Source organism: Micromonospora sp. NBRC 107095 (genome assembly GCF_030269705.1).
GTDB lineage: Bacteria > Actinomycetota > Actinomycetes > Mycobacteriales > Micromonosporaceae > Micromonospora > Micromonospora parva.
This window is the reverse complement of record NZ_BSTU01000002.1, coordinates 830,987-853,835: the sequence shown is the minus strand read 5'-3', so window position 1 is coordinate 853,835 and position 22,849 is coordinate 830,987. Positions and strand designations below refer to the sequence as shown.

Sequence of the window (22,849 nt, the reverse complement as noted above, 5' to 3'; positions counted from 1 at the left end):
CTGCGTGGGCCAGCTGACGGTGTCCGGTCGGGACACCGCCTACGTGTGGGTCGGCCGGGACACCGGCGGTCAGCCGGATCCGGCCGCTGTGCTGTTGCGGCGGGTGGGTGCTCTGCTGCTCGGTCGCGCGCAGACCGCTGTGGTGCTGACGCACGACAGCGCGGGACGGCCGGTGGTCCGGGTCGACGAGGTGACCGGGCCGGTCGAGCTGGCGGTCAGCGTCAGCCGTACCGCCGGGCTGGTGGTGGTCGCCGCCCGCCGGGGCGGCGCGGTCGGGGTGGACGTGGAACGGATCCGCCCGCTGCCGGCGCTCGCGCTGGCCGGCCGCTGGTTCCCGCCCGCCGAGTTGGCCTGGTTGGCCGATCGGCCCGAGGCTGGCCGGACGGTGGACTTCCTGCGGTTGTGGACCGCGAAGGAAGCGGTCGGTAAGGCGCTCGGGCGGGGGTTGCGCGACGGTGGGCTGCGCCGGTTGATGCCGACGCCGGGGCTGCCGTTGCGGCCGGTGCCCGGTGCCGAGCCTGTACGGGTCGGTCACCCGCCGCTGGGCGAGGGCCTGGTCCTGGCGGTCGCCGGGTACGCGGCCACGCGGGTCGACGTCGAGGTGGTGCAGGGGCCCGGTCACGGGCTGACCGCCGAGCGCAGCGCGTCGGTCGAGCGGACCAGCTTGCCGGTGGTGGTGCGGGGCAACTGATCGAGCAGGTGCAGCGTCCGGGGCCGTTTGTAGCCGGCCAAACGTTCGGCGAGGAGCTTGTCCAGCGTCTCCTCCGAGAGCGGGCCGTCGGGTTGGACGTACGCGGTGATGCCGTCGTCCCAGACCACCACCGCGGCGGCCACCCCGGTCAGCTCGGCGACGGTGGCCTCCACCTCGGTCAGGTCGACCTTCATCCCGCCGACGGAGACCTGCGAGTCGAGTCGGCCGCGCACGGTGACCAGGCCGGTGTCCTCGTCGACGGTGCCGGCGTCGCGGGTGTGCAGCCAGCCGTCGGCCCAGCGGCTCGGGTCGCTCAGCCCGACGTACGGCGACGCTGGGCAGGACACCCACAGCTCGCCGCCGCTCGCGCGGACCTCGATGCCGGGCGCGGGGGCGATCGACGGTCGATGTGTGCCGTGCAGGTCGGTGCCGATCACCCCGACCTCGGTCATCCCGTACATGTTGCCCAGGGGAACCCCGTACCGGTCGGTGAACGCCCGGGCGACGGCGGCGGGCACCAGTTCGCCCCCGGTGGTCATCCGCCGCAGCTGCGGCAGGGGCCCGGCCGGTCGGGTGGAGGCGAGCAGTCCGATGTGGAACGGAACGCCCAGCACGGTGGCCGGTGTGGTGCCGGCACTGATGGCGGCCAGCACGGCGTCGCCGCTGAGCCGCTGCGGCGGAACCAGCTCGACCCCGGCGTGCAGCCCGTAGAGCAGGCCACCGACCAGGCCGAGTACGTGCACCATGGACGGCAGCAGGATGATCCGCTCGCCGGGCAGCGCCACCCCGTCGATCCGGGTGTAGCGGTGCACCTCGGCGACCAGGTCGGCGGCGGTGCGGCCGATCACTTTGGACGGGCCGGTGGAGCCGGAGCTGAGCTGGATCACGGCGTGACCGCTGACCGCCGGACGGTCGGCGTAGCGGGTGACGCCCTCGGTGACGTCGACGAAGATCTTCAGCGCGCCGCCACCGGTGCGCACCGGGGCGATCACCACCTGCGGGGTCAACCGGAGCAGCGCGCGGTCCACCTCGTGGTCGGTGAGCCGGTGGTCGAGCAGGATCGCCTGACCCCCGGCGCGCCAGGTGGCCAGCAGGTTCACCACGTACGCCAGGGACGGGGGCAGCCGCAGCGCGGCGGCGCCACCGGGGCGCAGTCCGGCGGCGGTGAGCCGGTCCTGCGCGGCGGTGACCAGACGGTGCAGGGTGGCCCGGTCGATCGGCTCGGGCAGTCGGAGACAAACGTCGGTCGGGCGGCCCGCGAACAGGACTTCGTCCACCCAGCCGGGGTCGGTCGCCGTAGGATCTTCTGCCGTCACTGCCGTTCACCGCCCAGCATGAAAGAGGGCGAATCCGCCCATCAGGTACGCTTGTCGGGGTGCTGCGGGGAACCATACGACGCCACCATTGCCATTGCTAGATGCAAATGGATGGATCAAAAGCAGCGGCCAGCCGGATTGCCGACAGCCCGTTCGGCGGACAGAATCGGGCGGGTGACCCGGCACAGCGTCACCGAGGCATAACGCCTCGTACAACCGTCGCGCGCCCTCAACCGGACGGCCGATGGCGTCGCGCTCACCGGGTGAGCCCGACGAGCGTGGCGAGTCGCGCCCCGCCGGCGGCTGCCGCCTGGGGCGCGCCCGGCGGCGCGGATACGCGCGTTAGGCCGGTTTGATGCTGGCGAGTTGGACGAGCAACTGCACGAGCCGGTAGGCCTCGGCGACGTCAACGGCGTGGAAGGCGACCGTCCGCCCGCCGCCGACGCGGGTCACACCCGGCACCAGCGTTGCCAAATCGACCATGTACGGGCCGTAGAGGTCGACCTCGACGTGCAACGGCCCGGCCATCGTCACCGGGGGAACCGAGGCGCGCCGGGCGATCGCGTCGGCGGCGGCAAGGCGCAGCCGCTCCCGCGCCTCCTCGGGATGCACTGCCACCGCGGCGGCCTGACCCACTGTCTGCTTGACGGCGACGGTGACCGCCGAGGGCACCAGCTCACGGAATTCCGCGCAGGCGGTGTCGTCCCCGCTGAGCAGAACCACCGGCACGTCCAGGTGCCCCACCATGGCGACGTTGAGACCGATCTCGCCCAACGATCGTCCGGCCACCCGCACGTCGAGGATGGCGTCGCTCATCGTGTGCGCCAGCACGGCGGGCCCGGCACCGGCCCGGGCGTGATAGCCGACCAACAGGACGGCATCGGTGTGCTCGTCCAGCCCGGCGAGCATGCCCAGCGGGCGGGGTCTGCCCCGCACCAGGCGCGCACGCCGGTCGAGGTCCTCCGGCAGGATGTTCCGGAACGTCCCGTGCGCGTCGGCGACCCACACCACCGCTTCGGGTTCCGCATCGAGAACCCCGGCGATCACCGCGTTCGCCTCGGCCGTCATCAACGCCCTGCCACGCTCATAGTCGTACCGGTCGGGACTGGTCTCGGCGGGATGCACGATCCCCGAGACGCCTTCCATGTCGACAGAGACCAGCACCTTCATGAACCCAGAACCTACGCCCCCGCGCGACCCGGCCCCACCGCGCCGATCTTGCAGTTTCGGTTGTCGAAACGCGTGACATGCCCCCTATGCCGCGACACTAAGTGCACGATCGCGGCGAGCGGGCTGTCGGGCAGCAGCGCTGATCCGTCAGGCCAGCGCCGGCGTCTGGGCGTGGATGTGGAAGCGCAGGGAACGGGCGTCGGTGAAGCACTCCCGCATCGGGCGGACGAGGTCCCGGTGCTCCGGGCTGCGTTCCCAGTTCTCGAAGTCGGCGAGACTCGCCCACTCACTGGTGATCAACCACTGCTCCGGGTCGGTCGACGAACGGCACACCTGGTCGACCAGGTGCCCCGGCACGCCACCGGCGACCAGGTGCCGCACCTGTTCGTACGCGGCGAGGAACGCCTCGGTGCGCGGCACCGGCACCCGTACCAGGAAGACCACCCGGGCCCGTTGGTCGGTCATGACGCCTCTCCCTTCATCGGCGCGGCCCCGCGCAGGACCAGCGCGCTGTTGAATCCGTCGAAGCCCCGCGCGCACACCAGCGCGAGCCGGCTGCGCGGCCGGCGGTGCTCCCGGAGGAAGCCCAGCTCGCAGCCCTCGGCCACCTCGTCCGGGCCGGCCGACGCGGGCAGCGTGTCGTGGGCGAAGGCGAGCAGGGCGGTGGCCACGTCCAACGCCGAACCGCCCTGGTACGCCCGACCGGTCAGCGGTTTCTGGGTGGTCACCGGCGGCGGCCGGTCGGCGAACACGGCCCGCAGGGCCTCGGCCTCGCTGCGGTCGTAGCGCGGCACCCCGAGCGCGTCGGGCAGCACCACGTCGATGCCGGCCGCGGCGACACCCGCCCGGTCGAGGGCCAGGCGCATGGCACGGCCGTACTGGGCCGGGTCGCCGGCACTGTCCGCGGTGGTGTGGGCGGCGTCGTGGGTGGATCCCCACCCGCTCACCTCGCCGTAGACCCGGGCGCCCCGGGCCAGGGCGTGCCCCAGCTCCTCCACCACGAACACCGCTCCGCCCTCGGCCGGCAGGTAGCCGCTGGCCGTGGCGTCGAACGGCCGGTACGCCCGTTCCGGGTCGGCGACGTCGCTGAGCAGTCCGGAGCGCAGCTGGCAGGCCAGCGCGTACGGGCTCAACGGGCACTCGGTGGCGCCGGCGATCACCACCGGGGTGCCCCGGCGTACCGCACGGGCGGCGTGCGCCAGGCTGTCCAGCCCGCCGGCCGACTCGGCGACCAGCACCCCGCTCGGGCCCTTGAACTGGTGGTGGATGGAGAGCTGCCCGACGCTGGCCGCGTAGAACCAGGCGATCGACTGGTACGCCCCGACCGTGCGTGACGTGCCGCCCCACAGGCGTTGCAGTTCCCGCTGACCGAACAGGTTGCCCCCGGACGAGCTGGCCAGGGTCACCGCGTAGCCGTACGGGTCGAGGGCCCGCTCGGGCAGGCCCGCGTCGGCCAACGCCAGCCGGGTGGCGGCGAACCCGAGGTGGGTCCACCTGTCGGTCTGCACCAACTGCCGGCTGTCGGCGTAGGAGTCGGCGGTGAACCCGGGCACCTCCCCACCGAAGCGGGTCGGGTAGCCGGACGGGTCGAACAGGGTGATCGGCCCGGTCCGGCGGGTGCCGGCGAGCACCGTACGCCAGTGCGCGTCCGCGCCGATGCCGCTCGGCGCGACCACCCCGATGCCGGTCACCACCGCACGCGCGACCATGGCTCGCTCGCTCACGCCGCCACCGCACCGAGCATCCGACGGAACACCATCGCCGACTGGAAACCGCCGAACCCGCTGCCCACCGAGAGGGCCACGTCCACCGGGACCTCCCGGGCCTCGTTGGGTACGTAGTCCAGGTCGCACTCCGGGTCCCGGGTGCTCCAGTTCGCCGTCGGCGGCACCACACCGAACTCGATGGCGAGGGCGCACGCGGCCATCTCGATCGACCCGATCGCGCCGAGCGAGTGCCCGACCATCGATTTGATCGAGCTGATCGGCACCCGGTACGCGGCCTGGCCCAGCGCCCGCTTGAACGCGGCCGTCTCGTGCCGGTCGTTCTGCCGGGTGCCCGAGCCGTGCGCGCTGATGTAGGAGACCTGCTCGGGCAGGATCCGACCCTGCCGCAACGCGTCGGTGACGGCCAGGCCCATCTCCAACCCGTCCGGGCGTAGCCCGGTCATGTGGAAGCCGTTGCTGCGGCTGGCGTAGCCGGCCACCTCGCAGTAGATGTGCGCCCCCCGCCGCCGGGCGTGCCCGGCCTCCTCCAGCACCAGCACCGCCCCACCCTCGGCCAGCACGAACCCGTGCCGGTCGGCGTCGAACGGGCGGGAGGCGTGCGCCGGGTCGTCGTTGTCCGGGCTGGTCGCCTTGATCGCGTCGAACGAGGCGACGGTGACCGGCGAGATCGGCGAGTCGGACGCCCCGGCCAGCATCACGTCCGCCTCACCGTCCACGATCATCTGATGGGCGTACCCGATGGCGTCGATGCCGGAGGTGCAACCGGTGGACACCACCTGCGCCGGGCCGTGCCACCCGTGCCGGCAGGCCACGTCCGCCGCGAGGCTGCTGGGCACCAACGCCTGATAGAGGTACGGGCCGCCACGCGCCGCGTCGACCAGCCAGCGCCGGCCGTGCTCGCTGACGGTGACGTACTCCTGCTCCAATGCCATCGTGCCGCCCACCGCCGTGCCCAGCACCACCCCGGCCCGGTCCCGTTCCGCGTCGGTGAGCACCAGTTGGGCGTCGGCCACCGCCTCGGCGGAGCAGGCCAGCGCGAACTGCACGTACCGGTCGGCCCTTCGTCGCTCGGCGTCGCTGAGCCCCGCCGCTACCGGGTCGAAGTCGCACTCCGCCGCGATCTGCGACCGGAACGCCGACGGGTCGAAGAAACTGATCCGCCGGGTGGCGGTCCGCCCCTCGGTGATGGTCTTCCAGAAGCGGTCCCGGCTGGCGCCGCCCGGGGCGACCACCCCGATCCCGGTCACCACCGTGCGGCGCCCAGTCATGATGCCACCTCTGTTCGCGACTGCGGGGCTCGCAAACCCGGCTCACTCCTCGCGCTCATGACCCGCCCCGCTGGTCGACCAGTTCGGTGTCGACGTGGCCCAGCTCGGGGCGGGGGGCGAGCGGGCCCAGGTGGAAGACCACCTCGGCCGGTTCGACGCCGGTGTTGCGCAGCCGGTGCCGCACGTTCACCGGAACGAACAGCCCTTCACCGGCGGCCAGCAACGTCGGTTGATCGTCCAGGTCCACTGTGATCGCGCCGCGCACCAGGTAGAGGAACTCCTCGCTGTACGGGTGGTAGTGCTCGGCGATCCGCTCCCCCGGCGCGAGGGTGGCCACCCCGAGGAAGCCCGAGGTGCTGCCGACGGTGCGGGGGCCGAGCAGCACCCGCAGCTCACCGCCGCGCCGACGGTCGGCGGGTACGTCCCGGGCGGCGATCGGGCGGGTGCTCAGGTCACTCATCGCCGGCCTCCGTCGGCTGGTCGCCCACCGAAACGCCCTGGTCGGCGCGCTGCCGGGCGATCCGCTCCACCCGGTCCTTGATCACCGCGAGTTGGATCGCGCTGTTGGTGTTGATCCGTTCGGTCATCGCGGCGTTGTCGACCGGTGCCGTGGGCTTCATCGCGAAGTCCTGCGTCCAGGTCATCCGGGTGCCACCGGCCTCCTCGGTGTAGCGCCAGTGGATGCGCATGTACTCGAACGGCCCGGTCTCCACCCGGTGCGCCCGGACCTGCCTGCTCACCGGGTCGGCGGTGCGTTCACTGACCCAGCTCCAGGCCGTACCGTTCTCGTCGGGGTACATGGTGAGCCGGAACCGCACCGTGTGCCCCTCACGGTGCAGGATGTCCACCACGGCGTACTCGGTGAACAGCTCGGTCCAGTTCGCCACGTCGTTGGTGACCTCCCAGACCAGCCCCAGGGGCGCGTCGATGACCACGCTGTTCTCGGTGTGCCCGGGCGGGTCGGCGCGGCGGGCGACCAGGTCGGCGACCGCCGGGATGCTCAACTGCCCGGCCTGCTCGGGGATGCTCACCTGCCAGCGGTCGGCGACCACAGCGGACAGCTCCAGCAGGGCGAGTGAGTCCATGCCCAACTCCTCCAGGGACGCCGCGGGCGCCCGGGCCGCGGCGTCGGCGTCCAGCCCGCAGTGCGCCACCAGGATGTCGGTGATCTCGGCGGTCATCGGGCGACCATGGGTGACGGTCATCGGGTCCTCCTGTGTGTTGCGTCGGGTTCTGCGGCGGGCGCGGTGCGCGGCGCGGGGGTGGCTGTCGGCGGCCCGGCGGGCTTGGCGAGCAGACGGTCGACCAGGCCGGTGGTGTAGCGGCCCTTGCGGAATGCGGCGTCGTCGAGCACCCGCCGGACGAACGGGATGGTGGTGTGCACGCCCGGGCCGGCGACATCGAACTCGTCGAGGGCACGTTCCAGCCGGTTGAGGGCCAACTCCCGGTCGGGCGCCCAGACGATCACTTTGGCCAGCAGGGAGTCGTACCAGGGGCCGACCAGGTAGCCGGCGCTGGCGTGGGTGTCCACCCGGGTGAACGGGCCGCCGGGCGGGGTGAACCGTTCCAGCCGGCCCGGGGTGGGGGCGAAGTCGCGTCCGGGGTCCTCGGTGTTGACCCGGCACTCCACCGCCACGCCGTGCAGGCGGATCTCCTCCTGACGCCAGCGCAACGGCACCCCGGCGGCGATGTGCAGTTGCTCGTGCACCAGGTCGATCCCGGTGACCATCTCGGTGACCGGATGCTCCACCTGGATCCGGCAGTTGATCTCCAGGAAGTGGAACTTCTCCTCGGCGTCGACCAGGAACTCCAGCGTGCCGGCGCCGACGAAGCCGACCTGGAGTGCACCCCGCAGTGCGGTCTCGGCGATGGTGTCGAGGACGGCGGCGGGCAGCGCCGGGGCGGGCGCCTCCTCGACCAGTTTCTGGTGACGTCGTTGCACCGAGCAGTCCCGGGTGCCCAGGTGCACGCCGTTGCCGTGGGCGTCGCAGAGCACCTGCACCTCGACGTGGCGCGCCTCGGTGAGGTAACGCTCGACGTACACCCGGTCGTCGCCGAAGGCGGCCTGCGCGGCGGCCCTCGTGCGGGCGTACGCCCGGCGCAGCTCACCCGGGGTGCGCACCACCGTCATCCCCCGGCCCCCGCCCCCGGCGGCGGCCTTCACGATCACCGGATAGCCGACGGCTTCGGCCACCTCAGCCGCCGCGGCGGCGGTCGGCACCGGCGCGACGCTGCCCGGCGACAGCGGCAGGCCGGCGCGGCTCATCAGGGCCCGCGCCGAGGACTTGTCGGCCAGCGCGGTCATCACCGCCGGCGGCGGACCGATGAACGTCAGCCCGTTGTCGGCGCAGATCTCGGCGAAGTCGGCGTCCTCGGAGAGGAACCCGTAGCCAGGGTGCACCGCCTGCGCGCCCACCTGCCGGGCCGCCTCCACGATGGCGGCGGCGTTGAGGTAGCTGCGCCGACTCGACGCCGGTCCGATCCGGACGGCCTGGTCGGCGAGACGGACCGCCGGCGAGTCGACGTCGGCGGCGGAGTAGACCACCGCCGTTCGCACGCCGAGCTCCTTGCAGGCGCGCAGCACCCGCAACGCGATCTCGCCCCGGTTGGCGATCAGCACGGTCTCGAACATGGTCAACCACCCCGCGCCGTCATGCCGGGTCCAGTTCGACGAGCGGCTGGTCGTACTCGACCGGCTGGCCGTCCTCGACGAGGATCGCCGCCACCCGGCCGGCCCGGTCGGCGGTCACCTCGTTCATCAGCTTCATCGCCTCGACGATGGCGACCGGCTGACCGGGCCGGACCAGGTCGCCGACCGCGACGAACGGTCGCGCGCCGGGCTCCGGCGACCGGTAGAAGGTGCCGACGATCGGGGCCCGCACCGCGGCGCGACCCGGCACCGGCGGCCGGATCACCGCGGGCGGGGCGCCGGGCCCCGGCACAGGCGTCGGTGCCGCCGCCTGGGCCGGCACCGCAGGCACCTGCGGACGGGGCGCGTCTTCGGGATGCCACTCGACCTCCAGCACCGCCGGCCCGCTGCGCAGCCGGATCCGCCGTACCGGCCCGGCCAGCTCGGCGATCAGGTGCTGCGCCTGCCGGCGCAGCCCGGCCAGCGCCTCCTCGCCGTCCACCCCGACGCCGTCGGACGCCTCGACAGTCGACACCGCCGGCTCCCCGGCGCTCATCGCCGACCCGCCCGGGCACCGGTGCGGTACGCGCCGAACCGTCGGAAGCGTTGCCGGCGCAGGCGGACCAGCGTGGCCGGGGGCACGTCCAGCAACGGCAGGAGGTTGGCCAGCAGGGCGGCGCGCAGCCGGTGGGCGGTCTCCGCCGGGTCGTTGTGCGCGGCGGTCGGCGGCTCCGACACGACCTCGTCGACCACCCCGAGCCGGCACAGGTCGGGTGCGGTCAGCCGCAACGCGCGGGCGGCCTGCGGCGCCGCGGACCGGTCCGGCCAGAGGATCGCCGCGCACCCCTCCGGGCTGATCACCGAGTAGACGGCGTTCTCCAGCATCAGCACCCGGTCGGCCACCGCCAGTGCCAGCGCGCCACCACTGCCGCCCTCCCCGGTGATCACCGCGAGCACCGGGGTGGGCAGCACGGTGAGGGCGAGAATGTTCTCGGCGATGGCGGCGGCCTGACCCTGCTCCTCGGCGCTCACCCCGGGGTCCGCCCCGGGGGTGTCCACCAGGGTGACCACCGGCAGACCGAGTCGGGCCGCGAGGCGCATCAGCCGCAGCGCCTTGCGGTGCCCGGCCGGGCTCGCCATGCCGAAGTTCCTGGCGACCAGCTCGGCGGTGGTGTGCCCCTTCTGGTGGCCGATGACCATCACGTGCCGGCCGGCCAGCCGTGCCACCCCACCCACGATGGCGGGGCAGTCCGCGCCGAGCCGATCGCCGTGCAGCTCCACGAACCCGTCGAAGACGGAGTCCAGGTAGTCGAGTGTGGTGGGTCGTCCGGGGTGCCGGGCCATCCGGACGGTGTCCCACGCGTCGCGGGCAGCCGGGGGGTCACCGGGGGCCGGGGTGGCGACGGGCGGGTCCGCCGGCCGCGGGCGGGCCACGCCGTCGTCGGCGAGGCGCTCGCGGCGCGACGCCAGCTCCTGCCGGGGTACGGGCGTGCGCGCCGGACGGCCGGCGCGGGTCGCGGCGAGCAGCGCCACCAGCCGTCCACGCAGCGACCGACGCTGCACCACCATGTCGACCTGCCCGTGTCGCAGCAGGAAGTCGGCCGTCTGGAAGCCCTCCGGCAGGGCCCGCCCGGTGGTCTGGCGGATCACCCGGGGGCCGGCGAAGCCCATCCGCGCGCCGCTCTCGGCGAGCACCAGATCGGTGTTGGTGGCGAACGAGGCGGCCACCCCGCCGTAGGTCGGGTCGGTGAGGACGCTCACGGTGAGCAGTCCCGCCTCGCGCAGCGCGGCGATGGCCTGGCTGACGGAGGCCATCTGCATCAACGACAGCGCCCCCTCCTGCATCCGCGCCCCACCGGAGGCGGTGACCAGGACGAGCGGGATGCGCTCGTCCAGTGCTCGTTCGGCGGCCCGGGTGATCAGCTCGCCCACCGCGCACCCCAGGCTGCCGCCGAGGAAGCGGAAGTCCATCACCGCCAGGGCCACCGGGTGCCCACCGATGGTGGCCGTGGCGCAGACGACCCCCTCGGCCAGGCCGGTGCTGGCCCGGGCGCCGGTGAGCCGGTGCCGGTACGGCAGCACGTCGACGAAGTCGATGGGGTCCGCCTCCGGCAGCTGGTCGGGCAGTGTGCGCAGCGAACCCGGGTCGACCAGTTGGCGCAGGCGTTCCGGCGCGCCGAGTCGGGCGTGCTCCCCGCACTCGGGGCAGACGTCGAGGTTGCGCCGCAGCCGTTTGCGGTAGAGCAGGCTGGCGCAGCCGGCGCATCGGGACCAGAGCTGCTCGTCGGGCGGCGTGGTGGCCGTCACGACCGCCGCCCGGTGTCCGGGGCGTCGAAGCGGTAGAAGCACCGGGCCATGGCGTCGCGCGGTGAGCGCCACGTCGGCAGGTACGGCGACACGTACGGACGCAGCCGGTCACTGACCCTGATGAACTCGGGGTGGCCACGGGCGGCCTCCACCGCGCCCTCCGTCGGCTGCGCGGTCTCGAGCAGGTGCACATAAAGGTCGTGCAGTCGGTACAGCGAGCGGTGCCGGACGCCGACCAGGCGCGGCAGCTCCGTACTGTCCGACTCGGCGAAGATCTCGGCGACCCGCTCCTCGGCGGTCGGATCGACCTTCGCGATGATCAGCGATCGGTCCATGCTGGGCCTCCCCCCACAGCGTCCGGCCGGCGACGGGTGGCCCCGGACGTGCTGGACGACTGCCGACACGATGCGCCGGTCCTCGTCACGGCGGCGTCACCGCGCCGGGCCGACCAGCGACGCATGATGGTGACGCTGCGTTGACGCAACCTGTGCATCAGCTATGCGTCCGCCGCGCCCAGCGTGCCAATGTTTGCGCAGTTCAGAACCAATCTCGGGTTGACTGTCGCGAATAGAACGGTCACTGTGACGTTGACCCAACGTGACCATCATTGATAATCTTCAGCTTGGTCAGCCCGGCGATCTCGGCGGGCGGGGCCGCGCCCGGCCGCGCCGCGATCGGCGGGTCGACAGTGGCGTCGCGGGCAACCGATCCGGGACACAGCAGACAGTCGGGACGAGCGTTCCGCAGGGGGTGCCGCCGTGGCCGCTGATCCGTCCGTGCCGACCGCCGGAGACCCGCCCGAGGAGGGCGTCTCCCTGCACCTGCTCGGAGGCTTCCGACTCCTCCGCGAGGCGGTGCCGGTCGTGGTGCCACGCGGGCTGCAACGGGTGATAGCGCTGATCGGGCTCCGCCCCGGCGCCACCCGCAGTCAGCTCGCCGGCCTGCTCTGGCCGGACGCGCCGGAGGAACGGGCGCTGTCCTCGCTGCGCACCGCCCTGTGGCGACTCCGGCAGGACCCGTGCTGCCCGATGACAGTGGCCGGCGACACCGTCCGCCTCGGCCCGGCGGTCCGACTCGACGTGGACGACCTGGTCGGCACCGCGGCCCGGGTCCGCGACGGCGACGACCCCCGCACCGCGGCCGGGGCGCTCGCCGCCGGGCGGCACGACCTGCTTCCCGGCTGGTACGACGACTGGGTGCTGCTGGACCGGGAGCGCCTGCGCCAACTCCGCCTGCACATGCTGGAAGAGGTGGCCGGGCACCACCTGGCCGCGGGACGCCATGGTGAGGCCCTCGAAGCCGCGCTGGAGGCGATGGCCGCCGAGCCGTTACGGGAGACACCCCACCGGCTGGTGGTCCGCATCCACCTGGCCGAGGGCAACGCGTTCGAAGCCGTGCACGCCTTCTACGTCTACCGGGACCTGCTGCGCCGGGAACTGCGGCTGGAACCGAGCCCGGCCATGAGCGCCCTGCTCGACGACACCCTCGCCCCGATCCGCCAGGCCAGCCGCGCCGCCATCACCGACCGTCCGTCACCAGCCGGTCGGCGGACGTGACGGTGACGTGACAGGCACTGCGGCACGGTGGGCGCACAGAGCACGTGGCACCGACCCCGGAGGGTCGGGCAGGCCACCGGCGGAAGGGGTCCCATGAGTCGTCTACTGATCGTCAGTCGGATCATCCCGGGAGCGGAGGGGCGGGTCGCGCAGATCTTCGCCGAATCCGACGCCACCGAACTCCCCAGCCTGACCGGTGTCACGCACCGATCCCTGTACTGCCTGCACGACCTGTGCGTACACCTGCTGGAGACCTCGGACGACGTCGACCCGGACGCGCTCGCGGCGGCCCGTAATCACCCGCTCTTCCAGCAGGTCAACGAACGACTCTCCGCGCACACGTCGCCGTACCTGCCGACCTGGCGCTCGCCCCGGGACGCGATCGCCGGCTGCTTCTACCGCTGGGACGCCACCGACACGCCAACCGCGCGCCCGGCCAGCACCGACGTGCCCGTGGCACGCCCAGCCGGCACCGAGGCGCCCGCCGCGCACCCGGCCGGCTGACATGTCCGCCGCGCCGCCGCACGTCCTGATCATCGGCGCGGGCACGGGCGGGTTGTGCCTGGCGCACGGCCTGCGCCGCGCCGGGATCACTGTCGCCGTCTACGAACGACACCGCGACCGGGCCGAGGGGCTGCTCGGCTACCGGGTCGGCATCGGCCCCACCGGTAGCCGGGCGCTGCGGGAGTGTCTGCCCCCGGAACTGTTCGCCACGTTTCTGGCCACCTGCGCCCGTCCGCCGCACTACTTCAACGTGGTCACCCAGGGGCTGCGCCAGACCGCGTCGTTCGCGCTGCGGCCGAGCGACGACCCCGTACGCACCGAACACTCGGTGGCCCGGATGGTGCTGCGCCAGGTGCTGCTGACCGGCCTGGAGGACGTGGTGCACTTCGACAAGACCTTCACCCGGTACGAGCAGCGCGACGACGGCACTGTCACCGCGCACTTCGCCGACGGCAGCACCGCCACCGGCGACCTGCTGGTGGCTGCCGACGGCACCCATTCCGCCGTACGCCGCCAGTACCTGCCGCACGCCGTCACCCGCGACGCCGGGACGATCAACATCGCCACCCGGGTCCCGCTGACCCCGCACACCCGCAGTCTCATACCGGAGCGGGTCCAGCAGGGCATCTCGCTGATCTTCGGGGTCGGCGGGATGATGGGCGTGCTGCACGTCATGGAGTTCAAGTGGGACGCCGAACGGGCGATCAAGCCCGGCGTCAGCGAGGCCGACGCCGCCCTGCTCCGCGCCTGGCCCGGCCTGGCCCACGACACCACCACCGACAACATCAATCTGATCATCTGGAGCGCGGCCAACCGGTTCCCGGCCGACGTCATGCAACGCCGCGGCCAGGAGTTGGTGCAGGTCGCCCTGGACCTCACCTCGAACTGGCACCCGCACCTGCGGGAACTGCTCACCCACGCGGACCCGGCCAGCGCCCTCCCCATCAAGGTGTCCACGTCCGAGCCGGTGCCGCCCTGGAAGAGCAGCACCGTCACCATGCTCGGTGACGCCATCCACACCATGACCCCTGGTCGCGGTGTGGGCGCGAACACCGCGCTGCGCGACGCCCGGCTGCTCTGCGAGCAGCTCAGCAGCGCCACCGCCGGCGACAAGACCCTGGTCCAGGCGGTCGCCGACTACGAGGCGGTGATGGCGCCGTACGGCTTCGCGCGGGTCGCCGAATCGTTGAACCGCAGCGGCACCAACGGCGACGATCGGATGTACCGGCCGGTGGTGGGTCGGCTCGCGCTGCTCGGCGCGCGCGGCTACTTCGGAGTGACCAGCCGGGTGCCACGGCTGCGGCGCCGGTTCGTCGACGACTTCCACACCTACGAGGGCGACCGGGACTGAACCCGGTTCTGCCCGACCCGGGCTCGGCCTCCCCGCCGGGCCCGGGTCTCGTCGTGTCCGGCGCGCACCGCGCGCCCGACCGATGCGTGGTCCGCTGCCCGCCCGCCCCGGTCTCATCCGCCCCGGTTCCGGTGCGATCGGGCGACGCTGTGTCACTCGGCAGGCACCCGCTGAGGTGGCTGGCCCACCCGCGACGCTGACGGCCGATCCTGTCTGTCGTCGGCAATAGGCGTGTGCAAAGCTGCGGCGAGTTTTTCTCGTGACTTTTCCAACGAGCTGAGAGGGAGGTTCGCCGTGGCGTGGTCTTTCGGACACTCGCTGATAGTGGTACTGGCACTGTTGCTGGGCCTGGCCGCCGGTTGGCTGCTGCGCGGCCGGCGGGGCGTACCGGGCAATTCGATTGTGGATGGTGACCCCGTCGCCGGTCTGGCCGTGATCTCCACGCCCACGCCGGCTGCCACCACCGACGAGGCGGTGCCGACGGCCGCCGTCGACCCGGCACCCGCCGCCGTCGCTGACGAGCCGGTACCGGTCGACACGGTCAGCGCGCCGGCCGCGACGACCGAACCGGACGGTCCCAACCCGGTGCCCGTACCGGCGGACGCCCCGAGCGGCGTCGACCCGGCGGACATGGCGCTGACCGAGGACCCGCCGCCGGTACCTGCCGCCGAGCAGCCCGACGCCGCTGAGCCCCGGCCGGAGCCGGCCGTGCACGCGGCCGCCGAGCCGGTCAGCGTCGACGAGCAGCAGGCCCCGGCGGCAGTGGTCGCTCCGCGCCAGCCCGCGGACGACCTTCCGTCCGCCGACGCGCCGCTCGACGCGGCGCGGACCGATGGTGCGCCGGCAGTTACCGCGCCGGCCGACGAGGCGCGGATCGACTCGACGCCGACCGATGTGACGCCAGCCGACGACACGCCGGTTGCGGTCACCCCGGCCGACGAGGAGGCGACCAGGGCCACGGCGGTCGATCCGACGTCCGCAGCGGCGCCGGTCGACCCTCCGGTTGCCGAGCCGGTGGATGCCACCGAGGAGACCGAGCGGTCGGCGGTGGCCACGCCTCCGGTCCGGCCGACCACCGCGGCGGCCCCGCCGGTCCGGCCGTCCTCCGACACGGCGGTCAGCAGCGTCGACGCCGACCCGACGGGCCCGGCCGACGACTTCCGCCGGATCCAGGGAATCGGGCCGAAGATGGCGGCAGCGTTGCAGGACGCTGGTGTGCGCACGTACGGCCAGCTCGGCGAGTTGGACGAGCCGGCGCTGCGCGACCTGATCCGGGCCGCCGGCCTGCGCGCCGCACCTGGTCTGGCCAGTTGGCCGCAGCAGGCCCGGGTGCTCGCTGGCGCCGGCGACGAGCTGGCCGGAGTACTGCCGAACGGCAACCAGGACTGACCGCCGGCACATCCGAGCCCTCGGTCGCCGTCGTTGTTCGACGGCGACCGAGGGCTCGGCTGTCGCTGCCGAACGAGCCTCAGGCGCGCAGCTCAGCGGCGAGGTCACCGATCGACGTCATCGCGTACCGCTGCATTCCGGGGCCGAAGGTGATGCGGGTCGCGCCCTGCCGGCCCAGCTCGGCCACCGACTCCCGGTCCGGGCCGGCGACCATGTTGATCGGCCCGGAGATGCCCTCCCGCAGCTGCGGGAGCAGCTGCGGCGGCGCCAGGATCGGGTAGACGCAGTCGGCTCCGGCCCCCACGTAGAGGCGGGCGCGTTCCATCGCCTCGACGGGGTCACCCGTCCCGATCAGGAACGTGTCGACGCGCGCGTTGATGAAGAGCTCCTGCCCCGCCACCGCGCGCACCTCGGCCAGCCAGTCCGCGTGCCGCCGCGGGTCCTTCAGGGTGCCGTGCCCGTCCGAGTCCTCCAGGTTGCAGCCGACGGCACCGGCCTCCAACAGCCGCCCGACCAATTCACGAGGGGCCAGGCCGTAACCACCCTCGACGTCGGCGGACACGGGGACGGAGACGGCGCGGACGATGCGCGCGACCGCCGCGAACATCTCGTCCGGCGGGGTCGCGCCGTCCTCGTAGCCGAGCGAGGCGGCGACACCCGCGCTCGGGGTCGCGAGCGCCGGGTAACCGGCATCGGCAAGTACCCGGGCGCTGCCCGCGTCCCAGGGGCCCGGCAGGACGAGCGGGTCACCGGCGGCACGGTCGTGGTGCAGGGCACGGAAGGTGGAGGCGGTCATCGTTCGGTCTCCCGGCGGGGCTGCGAAGGGGCGGGCTCAGGCGGTGTATCCGCCGTTGGAGTCAAGCACGGCGCCGGTGATGTACGAGGCCGCGGGGCTGGCCAGGAACGCGATGGCCGCGGCGGTCTCGGCGGGGTCGCTGACCCGTTGGATCGCGAGGCTGGACACCAGGCCCTTGAGCATCTCCGGGTCCGGCGGCTCCATTCCGGTGAGCATGAGCCCGGCCTGCAGCATGTTGACGGTGATGCCGCGCGGCGCGAGGTCACGGGCGACGCCCCGGGTGTAACCGACCAGACCGGCCTTGGTGGCGGCGTAGTCGGCGAGACCAGGTACTCCGACGCGGGTGCCGATCCCCGAGCCGATGTTGACGATTCGGCCGTTGTCGCGCAGCACCTTCGCCGCCGCGCGGATGATCGCGATGACGCCGGTGTAGTTGGTGGCGTGCATGCGGTCCAGGGTGGCCACGTCCACGTCCGGGTCGTCGACCGTCCTGCCCTGCTCCAGGGAGATCGCGGCGTTGTTGACCAGGATGTCCAGGCCGCCGAGCTGGGTGACGACGTCGTCGATCAGCTGCGGTGCGCGTGAGCTGTCCGCCTGGTCGTTCTGCAGGGCGAGGGCCCGTACGCCCCGACCCACCAGTTCCTCGACGACTGCGGCGGCCTTGTCGGCGGAGCCGACGTAGGTGATGGCGACGTCGGCGCCGGCGTCGGCCAGGGCGCGGGCCGTGGCCGCGCCGAGACCTCGCGAACCGCCGGTGACGAGTGCGACCTTGCCCGCGAGTGGCTGTGTCATGAGTTGGTCCTCCATGCGACCGAGTTATTGACTGATCGGTCCACCATACGTTTACTGGACCGTACGGTCAATAATTGCTACGCTTGTCACATGGCCAGGCCACGGCAGTTCGACGAGGAGCAGGTGATACGCGCGGTTCGGGACCAGTTCTGGGACGCCGGTTACGCGGCCACCTCACTGGAGGACCTGATCCGGGTCAGCGGGTTGGGCAAGGGCAGCCTGTACGGCGCCTTCGGCGACAAACACCGACTGTTCCTGCGGGCGCTCCGGGAATACACCGACACCAGCGGCGGCTATCTGCGCGAGATGCTCGCGTCCACTCCCCGCGCCCTGGACGCGCTGCGCGCGTTCGTCATGGCGCCGGTGGGCGACCCGGGTGGCGCCGCCGCCCGGCGCGGCTGCCTGATGGCCAACAGCACGTCCGAGCTGGCCGCCGCCGACCCCGACGTCCTCGCCGAGGCGCGGCGCACCTACGAGGCGACGACCGCCCTGGTCGCCCAGTGCGTCGGGCGGGCCCAGGACGAGGGTGACCTGCCGCGCGACGTCGACCCGGTCGAGACGGCACGCGCCCTGCTCGCCGCCCAGCAGGGGCTGGTGTTCATGGGGCGCACAGGGCTGGACATCGACACCCTGACCAGGACGGCCCGCACCCTCGCCGCCACGCTCCTGCCGGAAAGCTGAACCGGCTGGTCAGCTTATTTGATCTTGCGGGTGGTGCGAACCACGATGCCCTCGTACTCCGGGTGCTTGACCAGCCAGTCGGCGAGGAACGGACAGATCGGCACAACTGTCCGCCCCCTGCTCCGCGCGTCGTCCAGCACCGCCCGCGCCAGCGTCGACCCGACGCCCCTGCCCTCGTACGCCGGATCGACCTCGGTGTGGGTGTAGGCGATGATCGAGCCGGTCAGCTGGTAGGTGACGAACCCGGCGACCGCGCCCGCCTCGTCGCGCGCCTCGAAGCGCTCCCGCGTCGGCGCGTCTGTCACGGTGAACTGCACAGTGCCATCCAACCACCCGAGCCCACGGCCCCCGCCGCGAGGCCGGCAGCGAAGGGCGACGTCACGCGCATCGTCCCGCCCGAAACGGGAACACGACGCCCGCCGGGAGCACCGTGGGAGGAGACACGCCACCATGACGAACGCGTCGACGGACGGCGGCTTCGCCGTTGTCGAGATGTTCACGTCCCAGGGCTGCAACAGTTGCCCTCCCGCGGAGGAGGTGCTGAGCGAGATCGAACGCGACGCCCGGGCGCACGGACAGAACGTCTTCGCCCTCGGTTTCCACGTCGACTACTGGGACCACCTGGGGTGGCCCGACCAGTTCGCGGACCCGGCGTACACCGCGCGCCAGGAGGCGTACGCCCGCGCGTTCGGCACCAGGGGTCTGTACACCCCACAGATGGTCGTCAACGGCAGCGTCGAGTTCGTCGGTTCCGACCGCCGCCGGGCGGCCAGCACGATCATGTCCGCCATGTCCTCGACCGCCACCACCGCGCTGACGCTCTCCGTCGCCGGCTTCGGCGGAGACCGGGTGGTGGTGGACTACCGCACCGACCGACCGCCGACGGGCGCGGTGGTGAACGTGGCGGTGGTGCAGCGGGGCCTGGACAGCGACATCGCCCGGGGCGAGAACGCCGGGCGGACGCTACGGCAGGACAACGTCGTGCGCGCCTTCAGATCGGTGGGCCTGGACGCCGACCGGGGGCGGGTGGAGCTGGTGACACCGCCTGATCTCGATCCGCGCGACGCCAGCGTGGTCGGCTATGTCCAGGAGGGCGGCGCAGGGGCCATCGTCGGGGCGACGGCCGTCGCGCTGCCCACCGGGTAATCTCGGCGCATGCGGATGGTGGGCGGCGCGAGGGGTTCCGGTGGCTGACGCCGACGACGTACGCCGGGTCGCGTTGGCTCTGCCGCACACTGTGGAGATCCCCAGCGACGGTTTCGACTTCCGGGTGGCCGACAAGGGCTTCGTCTGGTCCTATCCGGAGCGCAGACCGGGCAGGCCGCGGGTGATCCGGCTCGACATCGCGGTGCTGTTCGTCGGTGACGAGGCCGAGAAGCAGGCGCTCCTGCTCGGGGAGCCCGAGGTCTTCTTCACCACGCCCGGGTACGACGGTCTGCCCCTGGTGTTGCTGCGCCTGGCGGCGGTCGACGTCGACCGGTTGACCGAGTTGGTGACGGACGCGTGGCGGATGCGCGTGCCGGACGCGTTGCTGGGCGACACCGCGGGCGCCGGCAAATAGCGACATCAGCACGCAACGGGTTCGACACATTGACGTGGATCTCAGTGCTCCACTACCGTGACCGAGAGAGCGCTCTCTCACCTCACCTTTCCCCCAATTCAGACGCAACGCGCTGGACCCGGCGAGGGCCGTAACCGGCGCGCGCGATGGAGGCACGATGAAACCTCCCGTCCCCCACCGCCGGTGGGCCCTGGCCGCCGCCACCGCGCTGGCCCTGGCCGTCGGCGGCCTCGCCATCCCGGTCACCGACGCGGCCGAAGCCGCCCCCGTCGGCGCCGGCAGCTACACCACCACCCCGGTCGGCCCGCTCCCCAGCGGCTGCGGCGCGATGTCCAGCAATCCCCGGCAGTTCGCCACCGCCAACGCGCCGTCCGGGCCGATACCCACCAACGACTGGTGGTCCTCGCTGCTGTGGAAGCGCACCGACTGTTCCTTCAGCGAGCCGCTGCACGCCCACCCGATCTCGTACGACACCTTCGGCGACGGGCTCGGCTTCTCCGCCAACTCCACGCCCGCGATCAGCGGCACCGCCACCGGCGTCGGCGAGTACCACTACCCGTACGTGCAGGACATCCGGGTCGGTGTCGCCGGGCTCGCCGCGCCACTGGTCAAGGTCGACGGCTGGACGGACTGGACGGTCAGCCCGCACTGGAGCGACGGCACGCGCACCATGCGCGCGACCATCGGCCACGGCCTGCCCTTCGCCTACTTCCAGACCACCGGCGGAAACGCGCAGATCAGCACTGCCGGCACCCCCGACGTCTGGTCCAACAACGGCGCCACCATCGGCTTCCGGGTCAACGGCCACGACTACGTCGGGTTCGCGCCCAGCGGTGCCAGCTGGACCGTGGCGTCCGGTCGGATCTCATCTACGCTGGCCGGCCGCGGCTACTTCTCGGTGGCCCTCCTGCCGCCGACATCGAGCACCGCCGAGCGGACCAGCCTGGCCGCCACCTACGGCCAGTACGCGCACGCCCACGTGACCGGCACCCAGGTGTCGTACGCGTACAACCCGGCGACCAGCGCCCTGACCACCACGTACGCGTTCACCACCACCGCCCGCGAGGGCACCGCCACGCAGACCGTGGTCAGCCTCTACCCGCACCAGTGGAAGTCGCTGAGCGGCTCCACGGCGATCACGCCGACCTACCCGTCGGCGCGCGGCCGGATGAAGGTGCTCACCGGCGTCACCCAGTTCCGCACCGCCATGAAGTTCCAGGGCATCCTGCCGGAACTGCCGGCCGTCGGCGACGGCAGCGGAAGCGACCTGGCGACGCTCACCAGCCAGCTCGCCGCCGTCCGGGGCAACCCGATGGACCAACGCGGCAACGACACCTACTGGACCGGCAAGGGGCTCGGCCGGGCCGCCCGGATCGCCGAGATCGCCGACCAGGTCAACGACATCACGACGCGCGACAGCGCGCTGAACGCGATCCGCAGCACGCTCACCGACTGGTTCACCGCGTCCAGCGGCAAGACCAGCCGGGTCTTCTACTACGACAACAACTGGGGCACCCTGATCGGGTACCCGGCGTCGTACGGCTCCGACCAGGAGCTCAACGACCACCACTTCCACTACGGCTACTACATCGCCGCCGCCGCGACCCTGGCGAAGTTCGACCCGGCCTGGGCGGCCACCAGCCGTTACGGCGGCATGGTCGACCTGCTGATCCGGGACGCCAACAACTACCGCCGCGACGACACCCAGTTCCCGTACCTGCGGGACTTCGACATCTACGCCGGTCACGACTGGGCGTCCGGGCACGGCTCCTTCGGCTCCGGCAACAACCAGGAGTCCTCGTCGGAGGGGATGAACTTCGCCAGCGCCCTGATCCAGTGGGGGCAGACGACCGGCAACACCGCGGTCCGGGACGCGGGCGTCTTCCTCTACACCACGCAGGCCGCGGCCATCCAGGAGTACTGGTTCGACGTCAGCGACCAGAACTTCCCCAGCGCGTTCGGTCACTCGACGGTCGGCATGGTCTGGGGCGACGGCGGCGCGTACGCCACCTGGTTCAGCGCCGAGCCGGAAATGATCCAGGGCATCAACCTGCTCCCGGTCACCGGCGGCCACCTCTACCTGGGCAACAACCCGGCGTACGTGCGGACCAACTACGCCGAACTGGTCCGCAACAACGGCGGACAACCGACCGTGTGGCAGGACATCCTCTGGCAGTTCCAGGCCCTCGGGGACGCCGACACGGCGCTGGCGAACCTGCGCGCGAACCCCGGCTACACCCCGGAGGAGGGCGAGAGCCGGGCACACACCTTCCACTGGATCCGCAACCTCGCCGCCCTCGGCACCGTCGACACGACGGTGACCGGCAACCATCCGCTGTCGGCGGTCTTCTCCCGCAACGGGGCCCGCACCTACGTGGCGTCGAACCCGACGGCGACACCGATCACCGTGACGTTCTCCAACGGCACCGCCCTCACCGTGGGGGCCGGCAAGACGGCAACCACCGGGGCGTACGCCTGGAGTGGTGGCAATGCGGCCGGTGGCGTCCCCCCGACGACACCCACCGATCCCCCGCCGACGACCACCCCGCCGCCGTCCACCGGCGGGCCGACGCGGTACCTGCTGCCCGGAGGTGGGTTGGCCGCCGCCGGTAGCGCGGCCACGACGACGGTCGCGGCGGCGAACGGCAACCACGACGGTACGCCCACCAACGCCCAGGTCTTCACGGCGACCGGTCTCAACCTGGCCTACACCGGCGGGCAGACGGCGTTCGACCTGTTCGTGGACGCCGGGACGGCGGTCGGCAACGGGGTGCAGGTACGGATCTCCTACGACCTCACCGGCAACGGCAGCTGGGAGCGGGTGGAGACGTCACGCTACTTCGCCACCGACCCGGTTCCCGGCTACGAGCACTACACCCAGAACGCCGGCCTGGCCTCGGCCACCGGCACGTTGGGCACGCTGAGCAACGGCACGGTCCGGGTGGAGGTGTGGTCGGCGATCGGCAACAACCCGAGCACCGTGGGCATCGGCAACCAGTCGGTGCTGCGGCTTCCGTACTCCTGATCGATCTGTTCGTCCCGACACGACGTCGGCCGGTGCGCAGGACCAGGATCGGTCCCGCACACCGGCCGACGTGTGCGGTCAGTCGG

At 72.6% G+C, this 22,849-nt stretch carries 23 protein-coding genes; 9 read left to right on the top strand and 14 right to left on the bottom strand.

The features are described 5' to 3' along the window. The first annotated feature begins 4 nt into the window (after positions 1 to 4). Complete coding sequence (locus tag QSK15_RS16340; RefSeq protein ID WP_285795019.1) at positions 5 to 691, top strand: 4'-phosphopantetheinyl transferase family protein; 687 nt, start codon at positions 5 to 7, stop codon at positions 689 to 691. On the opposite strand, the gene QSK15_RS16335 is transcribed toward QSK15_RS16340, so the two are convergent. From QSK15_RS16335 to QSK15_RS16285, 11 genes are all read right to left on the bottom strand, one after another. Continuing rightward, positions 619 to 2,007 (bottom strand): class I adenylate-forming enzyme family protein, encoded by a 1,389-nt coding sequence (locus tag QSK15_RS16335; protein WP_285795018.1) that lies wholly within the window; start codon positions 2,005 to 2,007, stop codon positions 619 to 621. The two genes, QSK15_RS16340 and QSK15_RS16335, sit on opposite strands and share 73 nt — an antisense overlap. Before the next feature lie 342 nt (positions 2,008 to 2,349). After that, positions 2,350 to 3,177 carry a M55 family metallopeptidase gene (locus QSK15_RS16330; RefSeq protein ID WP_285795017.1) on the bottom strand — a complete coding sequence of 276 codons (828 nt, stop codon included), beginning with the start codon at positions 3,175 to 3,177 and terminating at the stop codon, positions 2,350 to 2,352. A 147-nt stretch (positions 3,178 to 3,324) separates the two neighbouring features. Further along, positions 3,325 to 3,642, bottom strand: a complete 318-nt coding sequence (locus QSK15_RS16325; RefSeq protein WP_285795016.1) for an antibiotic biosynthesis monooxygenase family protein — start codon at positions 3,640 to 3,642, stop codon at positions 3,325 to 3,327. Further along, positions 3,639 to 4,886 (bottom strand): beta-ketoacyl synthase N-terminal-like domain-containing protein, encoded by a 1,248-nt coding sequence (locus QSK15_RS16320; RefSeq protein ID WP_285795143.1) that lies wholly within the window; start codon positions 4,884 to 4,886, stop codon positions 3,639 to 3,641. Before QSK15_RS16320 ends, QSK15_RS16325 begins: the two co-directional genes overlap by 4 nt. A gap of 11 nt (positions 4,887 to 4,897) precedes the next feature. Continuing rightward, positions 4,898 to 6,172: a beta-ketoacyl-[acyl-carrier-protein] synthase family protein gene (locus QSK15_RS16315; RefSeq protein ID WP_285795015.1), complete on the bottom strand. Its 1,275-nt coding sequence runs from the start codon at positions 6,170 to 6,172 to the stop codon at positions 4,898 to 4,900. A 55-nt stretch (positions 6,173 to 6,227) separates the two neighbouring features. Beyond that, a complete protein-coding gene (locus tag QSK15_RS16310) occupies positions 6,228 to 6,632 on the bottom strand; it encodes a cupin domain-containing protein (protein ID WP_285795014.1) in 405 nt (134 codons plus the stop codon). Next, complete coding sequence (locus QSK15_RS16305) at positions 6,625 to 7,377, bottom strand: SRPBCC family protein (RefSeq protein WP_285795013.1); 753 nt, start codon at positions 7,375 to 7,377, stop codon at positions 6,625 to 6,627. Before QSK15_RS16305 ends, QSK15_RS16310 begins: the two co-directional genes overlap by 8 nt. Next, the gene (locus tag QSK15_RS16300) at positions 7,374 to 8,804 is read right to left on the bottom strand and encodes an acetyl-CoA carboxylase biotin carboxylase subunit (RefSeq protein ID WP_285795012.1); all 1,431 of its coding nucleotides are present in this window, start codon (positions 8,802 to 8,804) and stop codon (positions 7,374 to 7,376) included. The genes QSK15_RS16305 and QSK15_RS16300 overlap by 4 nt, the downstream gene beginning before the upstream one ends. Positions 8,805 to 8,823: 19 nt before the next feature. Next, on the bottom strand, positions 8,824 to 9,357 hold the full coding sequence (gene accB, locus QSK15_RS16295) for an acetyl-CoA carboxylase biotin carboxyl carrier protein (RefSeq protein WP_502889607.1): 534 nt from the start codon (positions 9,355 to 9,357) through the stop codon (positions 8,824 to 8,826). Further along, positions 9,354 to 11,108: an acetyl-CoA carboxylase carboxyltransferase subunit alpha gene (locus QSK15_RS16290; protein WP_285795010.1), complete on the bottom strand. Its 1,755-nt coding sequence runs from the start codon at positions 11,106 to 11,108 to the stop codon at positions 9,354 to 9,356. Before QSK15_RS16290 ends, accB begins: the two co-directional genes overlap by 4 nt. Next, positions 11,105 to 11,443 (bottom strand): TcmI family type II polyketide cyclase, encoded by a 339-nt coding sequence (locus tag QSK15_RS16285; RefSeq protein WP_279516156.1) that lies wholly within the window; start codon positions 11,441 to 11,443, stop codon positions 11,105 to 11,107. Before QSK15_RS16285 ends, QSK15_RS16290 begins: the two co-directional genes overlap by 4 nt. Before the next feature lie 423 nt (positions 11,444 to 11,866). Here QSK15_RS16285 and QSK15_RS16280 point away from each other — a divergent pair, with 423 nt between their 5' ends. From QSK15_RS16280 to QSK15_RS32615, 4 genes are all read left to right on the top strand, one after another. Then, positions 11,867 to 12,664, top strand: coding sequence for an AfsR/SARP family transcriptional regulator (locus QSK15_RS16280; protein WP_285795009.1), 798 nt, complete (start codon positions 11,867 to 11,869; stop codon positions 12,662 to 12,664). Positions 12,665 to 12,757: 93 nt separating this feature from the next. Beyond that, positions 12,758 to 13,168, top strand: a complete 411-nt coding sequence (locus tag QSK15_RS16275; RefSeq protein WP_285795008.1) for a TcmI family type II polyketide cyclase — start codon at positions 12,758 to 12,760, stop codon at positions 13,166 to 13,168. Between the two features lies 1 nt (position 13,169). Further along, positions 13,170 to 14,519, top strand: a complete 1,350-nt coding sequence (locus QSK15_RS16270; RefSeq protein ID WP_285795007.1) for an FAD-dependent oxidoreductase — start codon at positions 13,170 to 13,172, stop codon at positions 14,517 to 14,519. A 294-nt stretch (positions 14,520 to 14,813) separates the two neighbouring features. Further along, positions 14,814 to 15,908 (top strand): helix-hairpin-helix domain-containing protein, encoded by a 1,095-nt coding sequence (locus tag QSK15_RS32615; RefSeq protein ID WP_285795006.1) that lies wholly within the window; start codon positions 14,814 to 14,816, stop codon positions 15,906 to 15,908. A gap of 79 nt (positions 15,909 to 15,987) precedes the next feature. On the opposite strand, the gene QSK15_RS16260 is transcribed toward QSK15_RS32615, so the two are convergent. Both QSK15_RS16260 and QSK15_RS16255 read right to left on the bottom strand, forming a co-directional pair. Further along, entirely contained in the window at positions 15,988 to 16,704 is a 717-nt protein-coding gene (locus tag QSK15_RS16260; RefSeq protein WP_285795005.1) for an isocitrate lyase/PEP mutase family protein, read from the bottom strand. Between the two features lie 36 nt (positions 16,705 to 16,740). Next, positions 16,741 to 17,496: an SDR family NAD(P)-dependent oxidoreductase gene (locus QSK15_RS16255; protein ID WP_279516161.1), complete on the bottom strand. Its 756-nt coding sequence runs from the start codon at positions 17,494 to 17,496 to the stop codon at positions 16,741 to 16,743. 90 nt (positions 17,497 to 17,586) lie between these two features. Between QSK15_RS16255 and QSK15_RS16250 the strand changes: the two genes are divergently transcribed. Further along, complete coding sequence (locus tag QSK15_RS16250) at positions 17,587 to 18,177, top strand: TetR/AcrR family transcriptional regulator (RefSeq protein WP_285795004.1); 591 nt, start codon at positions 17,587 to 17,589, stop codon at positions 18,175 to 18,177. A 14-nt stretch (positions 18,178 to 18,191) separates the two neighbouring features. On the opposite strand, the gene QSK15_RS16245 is transcribed toward QSK15_RS16250, so the two are convergent. Further along, positions 18,192 to 18,494 (bottom strand): GNAT family N-acetyltransferase, encoded by a 303-nt coding sequence (locus tag QSK15_RS16245; RefSeq protein ID WP_285795003.1) that lies wholly within the window; start codon positions 18,492 to 18,494, stop codon positions 18,192 to 18,194. A 133-nt stretch (positions 18,495 to 18,627) separates the two neighbouring features. On the opposite strand from QSK15_RS16245, the gene QSK15_RS16240 reads away from it, so the two are divergent. The 3 genes from QSK15_RS16240 to QSK15_RS16230 all read left to right on the top strand — a co-directional run bounded on the left by QSK15_RS16240 (position 18,628) and on the right by QSK15_RS16230 (position 22,763). Then, the gene (locus QSK15_RS16240) at positions 18,628 to 19,323 is read left to right on the top strand and encodes a DUF1223 domain-containing protein (protein WP_285795002.1); all 696 of its coding nucleotides are present in this window, start codon (positions 18,628 to 18,630) and stop codon (positions 19,321 to 19,323) included. A 40-nt stretch (positions 19,324 to 19,363) separates the two neighbouring features. Next, a complete protein-coding gene (locus QSK15_RS16235; protein ID WP_285795001.1) occupies positions 19,364 to 19,738 on the top strand; it encodes an MmcQ/YjbR family DNA-binding protein in 375 nt (124 codons plus the stop codon). 157 nt (positions 19,739 to 19,895) lie between these two features. Continuing rightward, positions 19,896 to 22,763 (top strand): glycosyl hydrolase, encoded by a 2,868-nt coding sequence (locus tag QSK15_RS16230; protein ID WP_285795000.1) that lies wholly within the window; start codon positions 19,896 to 19,898, stop codon positions 22,761 to 22,763. The last annotated feature ends 86 nt before the right edge of the window (positions 22,764 to 22,849 follow it).

Bases quoted from the DNA above. Each gene is read 5' to 3' on its own strand.
- QSK15_RS16330 (WP_285795017.1), bottom strand. From the start codon at position 3,177: ATGAAGGTGCTGGTCTCTGTCGACATGGAAGGCGTCTCGGGGATCGTG.
- QSK15_RS16325 (WP_285795016.1), bottom strand. From the start codon at position 3,642: ATGACCGACCAACGGGCCCGGGTGGTCTTCCTGGTACGGGTGCCGGTG.
- QSK15_RS16320 (WP_285795143.1), bottom strand. From the start codon at position 4,886: ATGGTCGCGCGTGCGGTGGTGACCGGCATCGGGGTGGTCGCGCCGAGC.
- QSK15_RS16315 (WP_285795015.1), bottom strand. From the start codon at position 6,172: ATGACTGGGCGCCGCACGGTGGTGACCGGGATCGGGGTGGTCGCCCCG.
- QSK15_RS16310 (WP_285795014.1), bottom strand. From the start codon at position 6,632: ATGAGTGACCTGAGCACCCGCCCGATCGCCGCCCGGGACGTACCCGCC.
- QSK15_RS16305 (WP_285795013.1), bottom strand. From the start codon at position 7,377: ATGACCGTCACCCATGGTCGCCCGATGACCGCCGAGATCACCGACATC.
- QSK15_RS16300 (WP_285795012.1), bottom strand. From the start codon at position 8,804: ATGTTCGAGACCGTGCTGATCGCCAACCGGGGCGAGATCGCGTTGCGG.
- accB (WP_502889607.1), bottom strand. From the start codon at position 9,357: ATGAGCGCCGGGGAGCCGGCGGTGTCGACTGTCGAGGCGTCCGACGGC.
- QSK15_RS16285 (WP_279516156.1), bottom strand. From the start codon at position 11,443: ATGGACCGATCGCTGATCATCGCGAAGGTCGATCCGACCGCCGAGGAG.
- QSK15_RS16275 (WP_285795008.1), top strand. From the start codon at position 12,758: ATGAGTCGTCTACTGATCGTCAGTCGGATCATCCCGGGAGCGGAGGGG.
- QSK15_RS16270 (WP_285795007.1), top strand. From the start codon at position 13,170: ATGTCCGCCGCGCCGCCGCACGTCCTGATCATCGGCGCGGGCACGGGC.
- QSK15_RS16260 (WP_285795005.1), bottom strand. From the start codon at position 16,704: ATGACCGCCTCCACCTTCCGTGCCCTGCACCACGACCGTGCCGCCGGT.
- QSK15_RS16255 (WP_279516161.1), bottom strand. From the start codon at position 17,496: ATGACACAGCCACTCGCGGGCAAGGTCGCACTCGTCACCGGCGGTTCG.
- QSK15_RS16250 (WP_285795004.1), top strand. From the start codon at position 17,587: ATGGCCAGGCCACGGCAGTTCGACGAGGAGCAGGTGATACGCGCGGTT.
- QSK15_RS16240 (WP_285795002.1), top strand. From the start codon at position 18,628: ATGACGAACGCGTCGACGGACGGCGGCTTCGCCGTTGTCGAGATGTTC.
- QSK15_RS16230 (WP_285795000.1), top strand. From the start codon at position 19,896: ATGAAACCTCCCGTCCCCCACCGCCGGTGGGCCCTGGCCGCCGCCACC.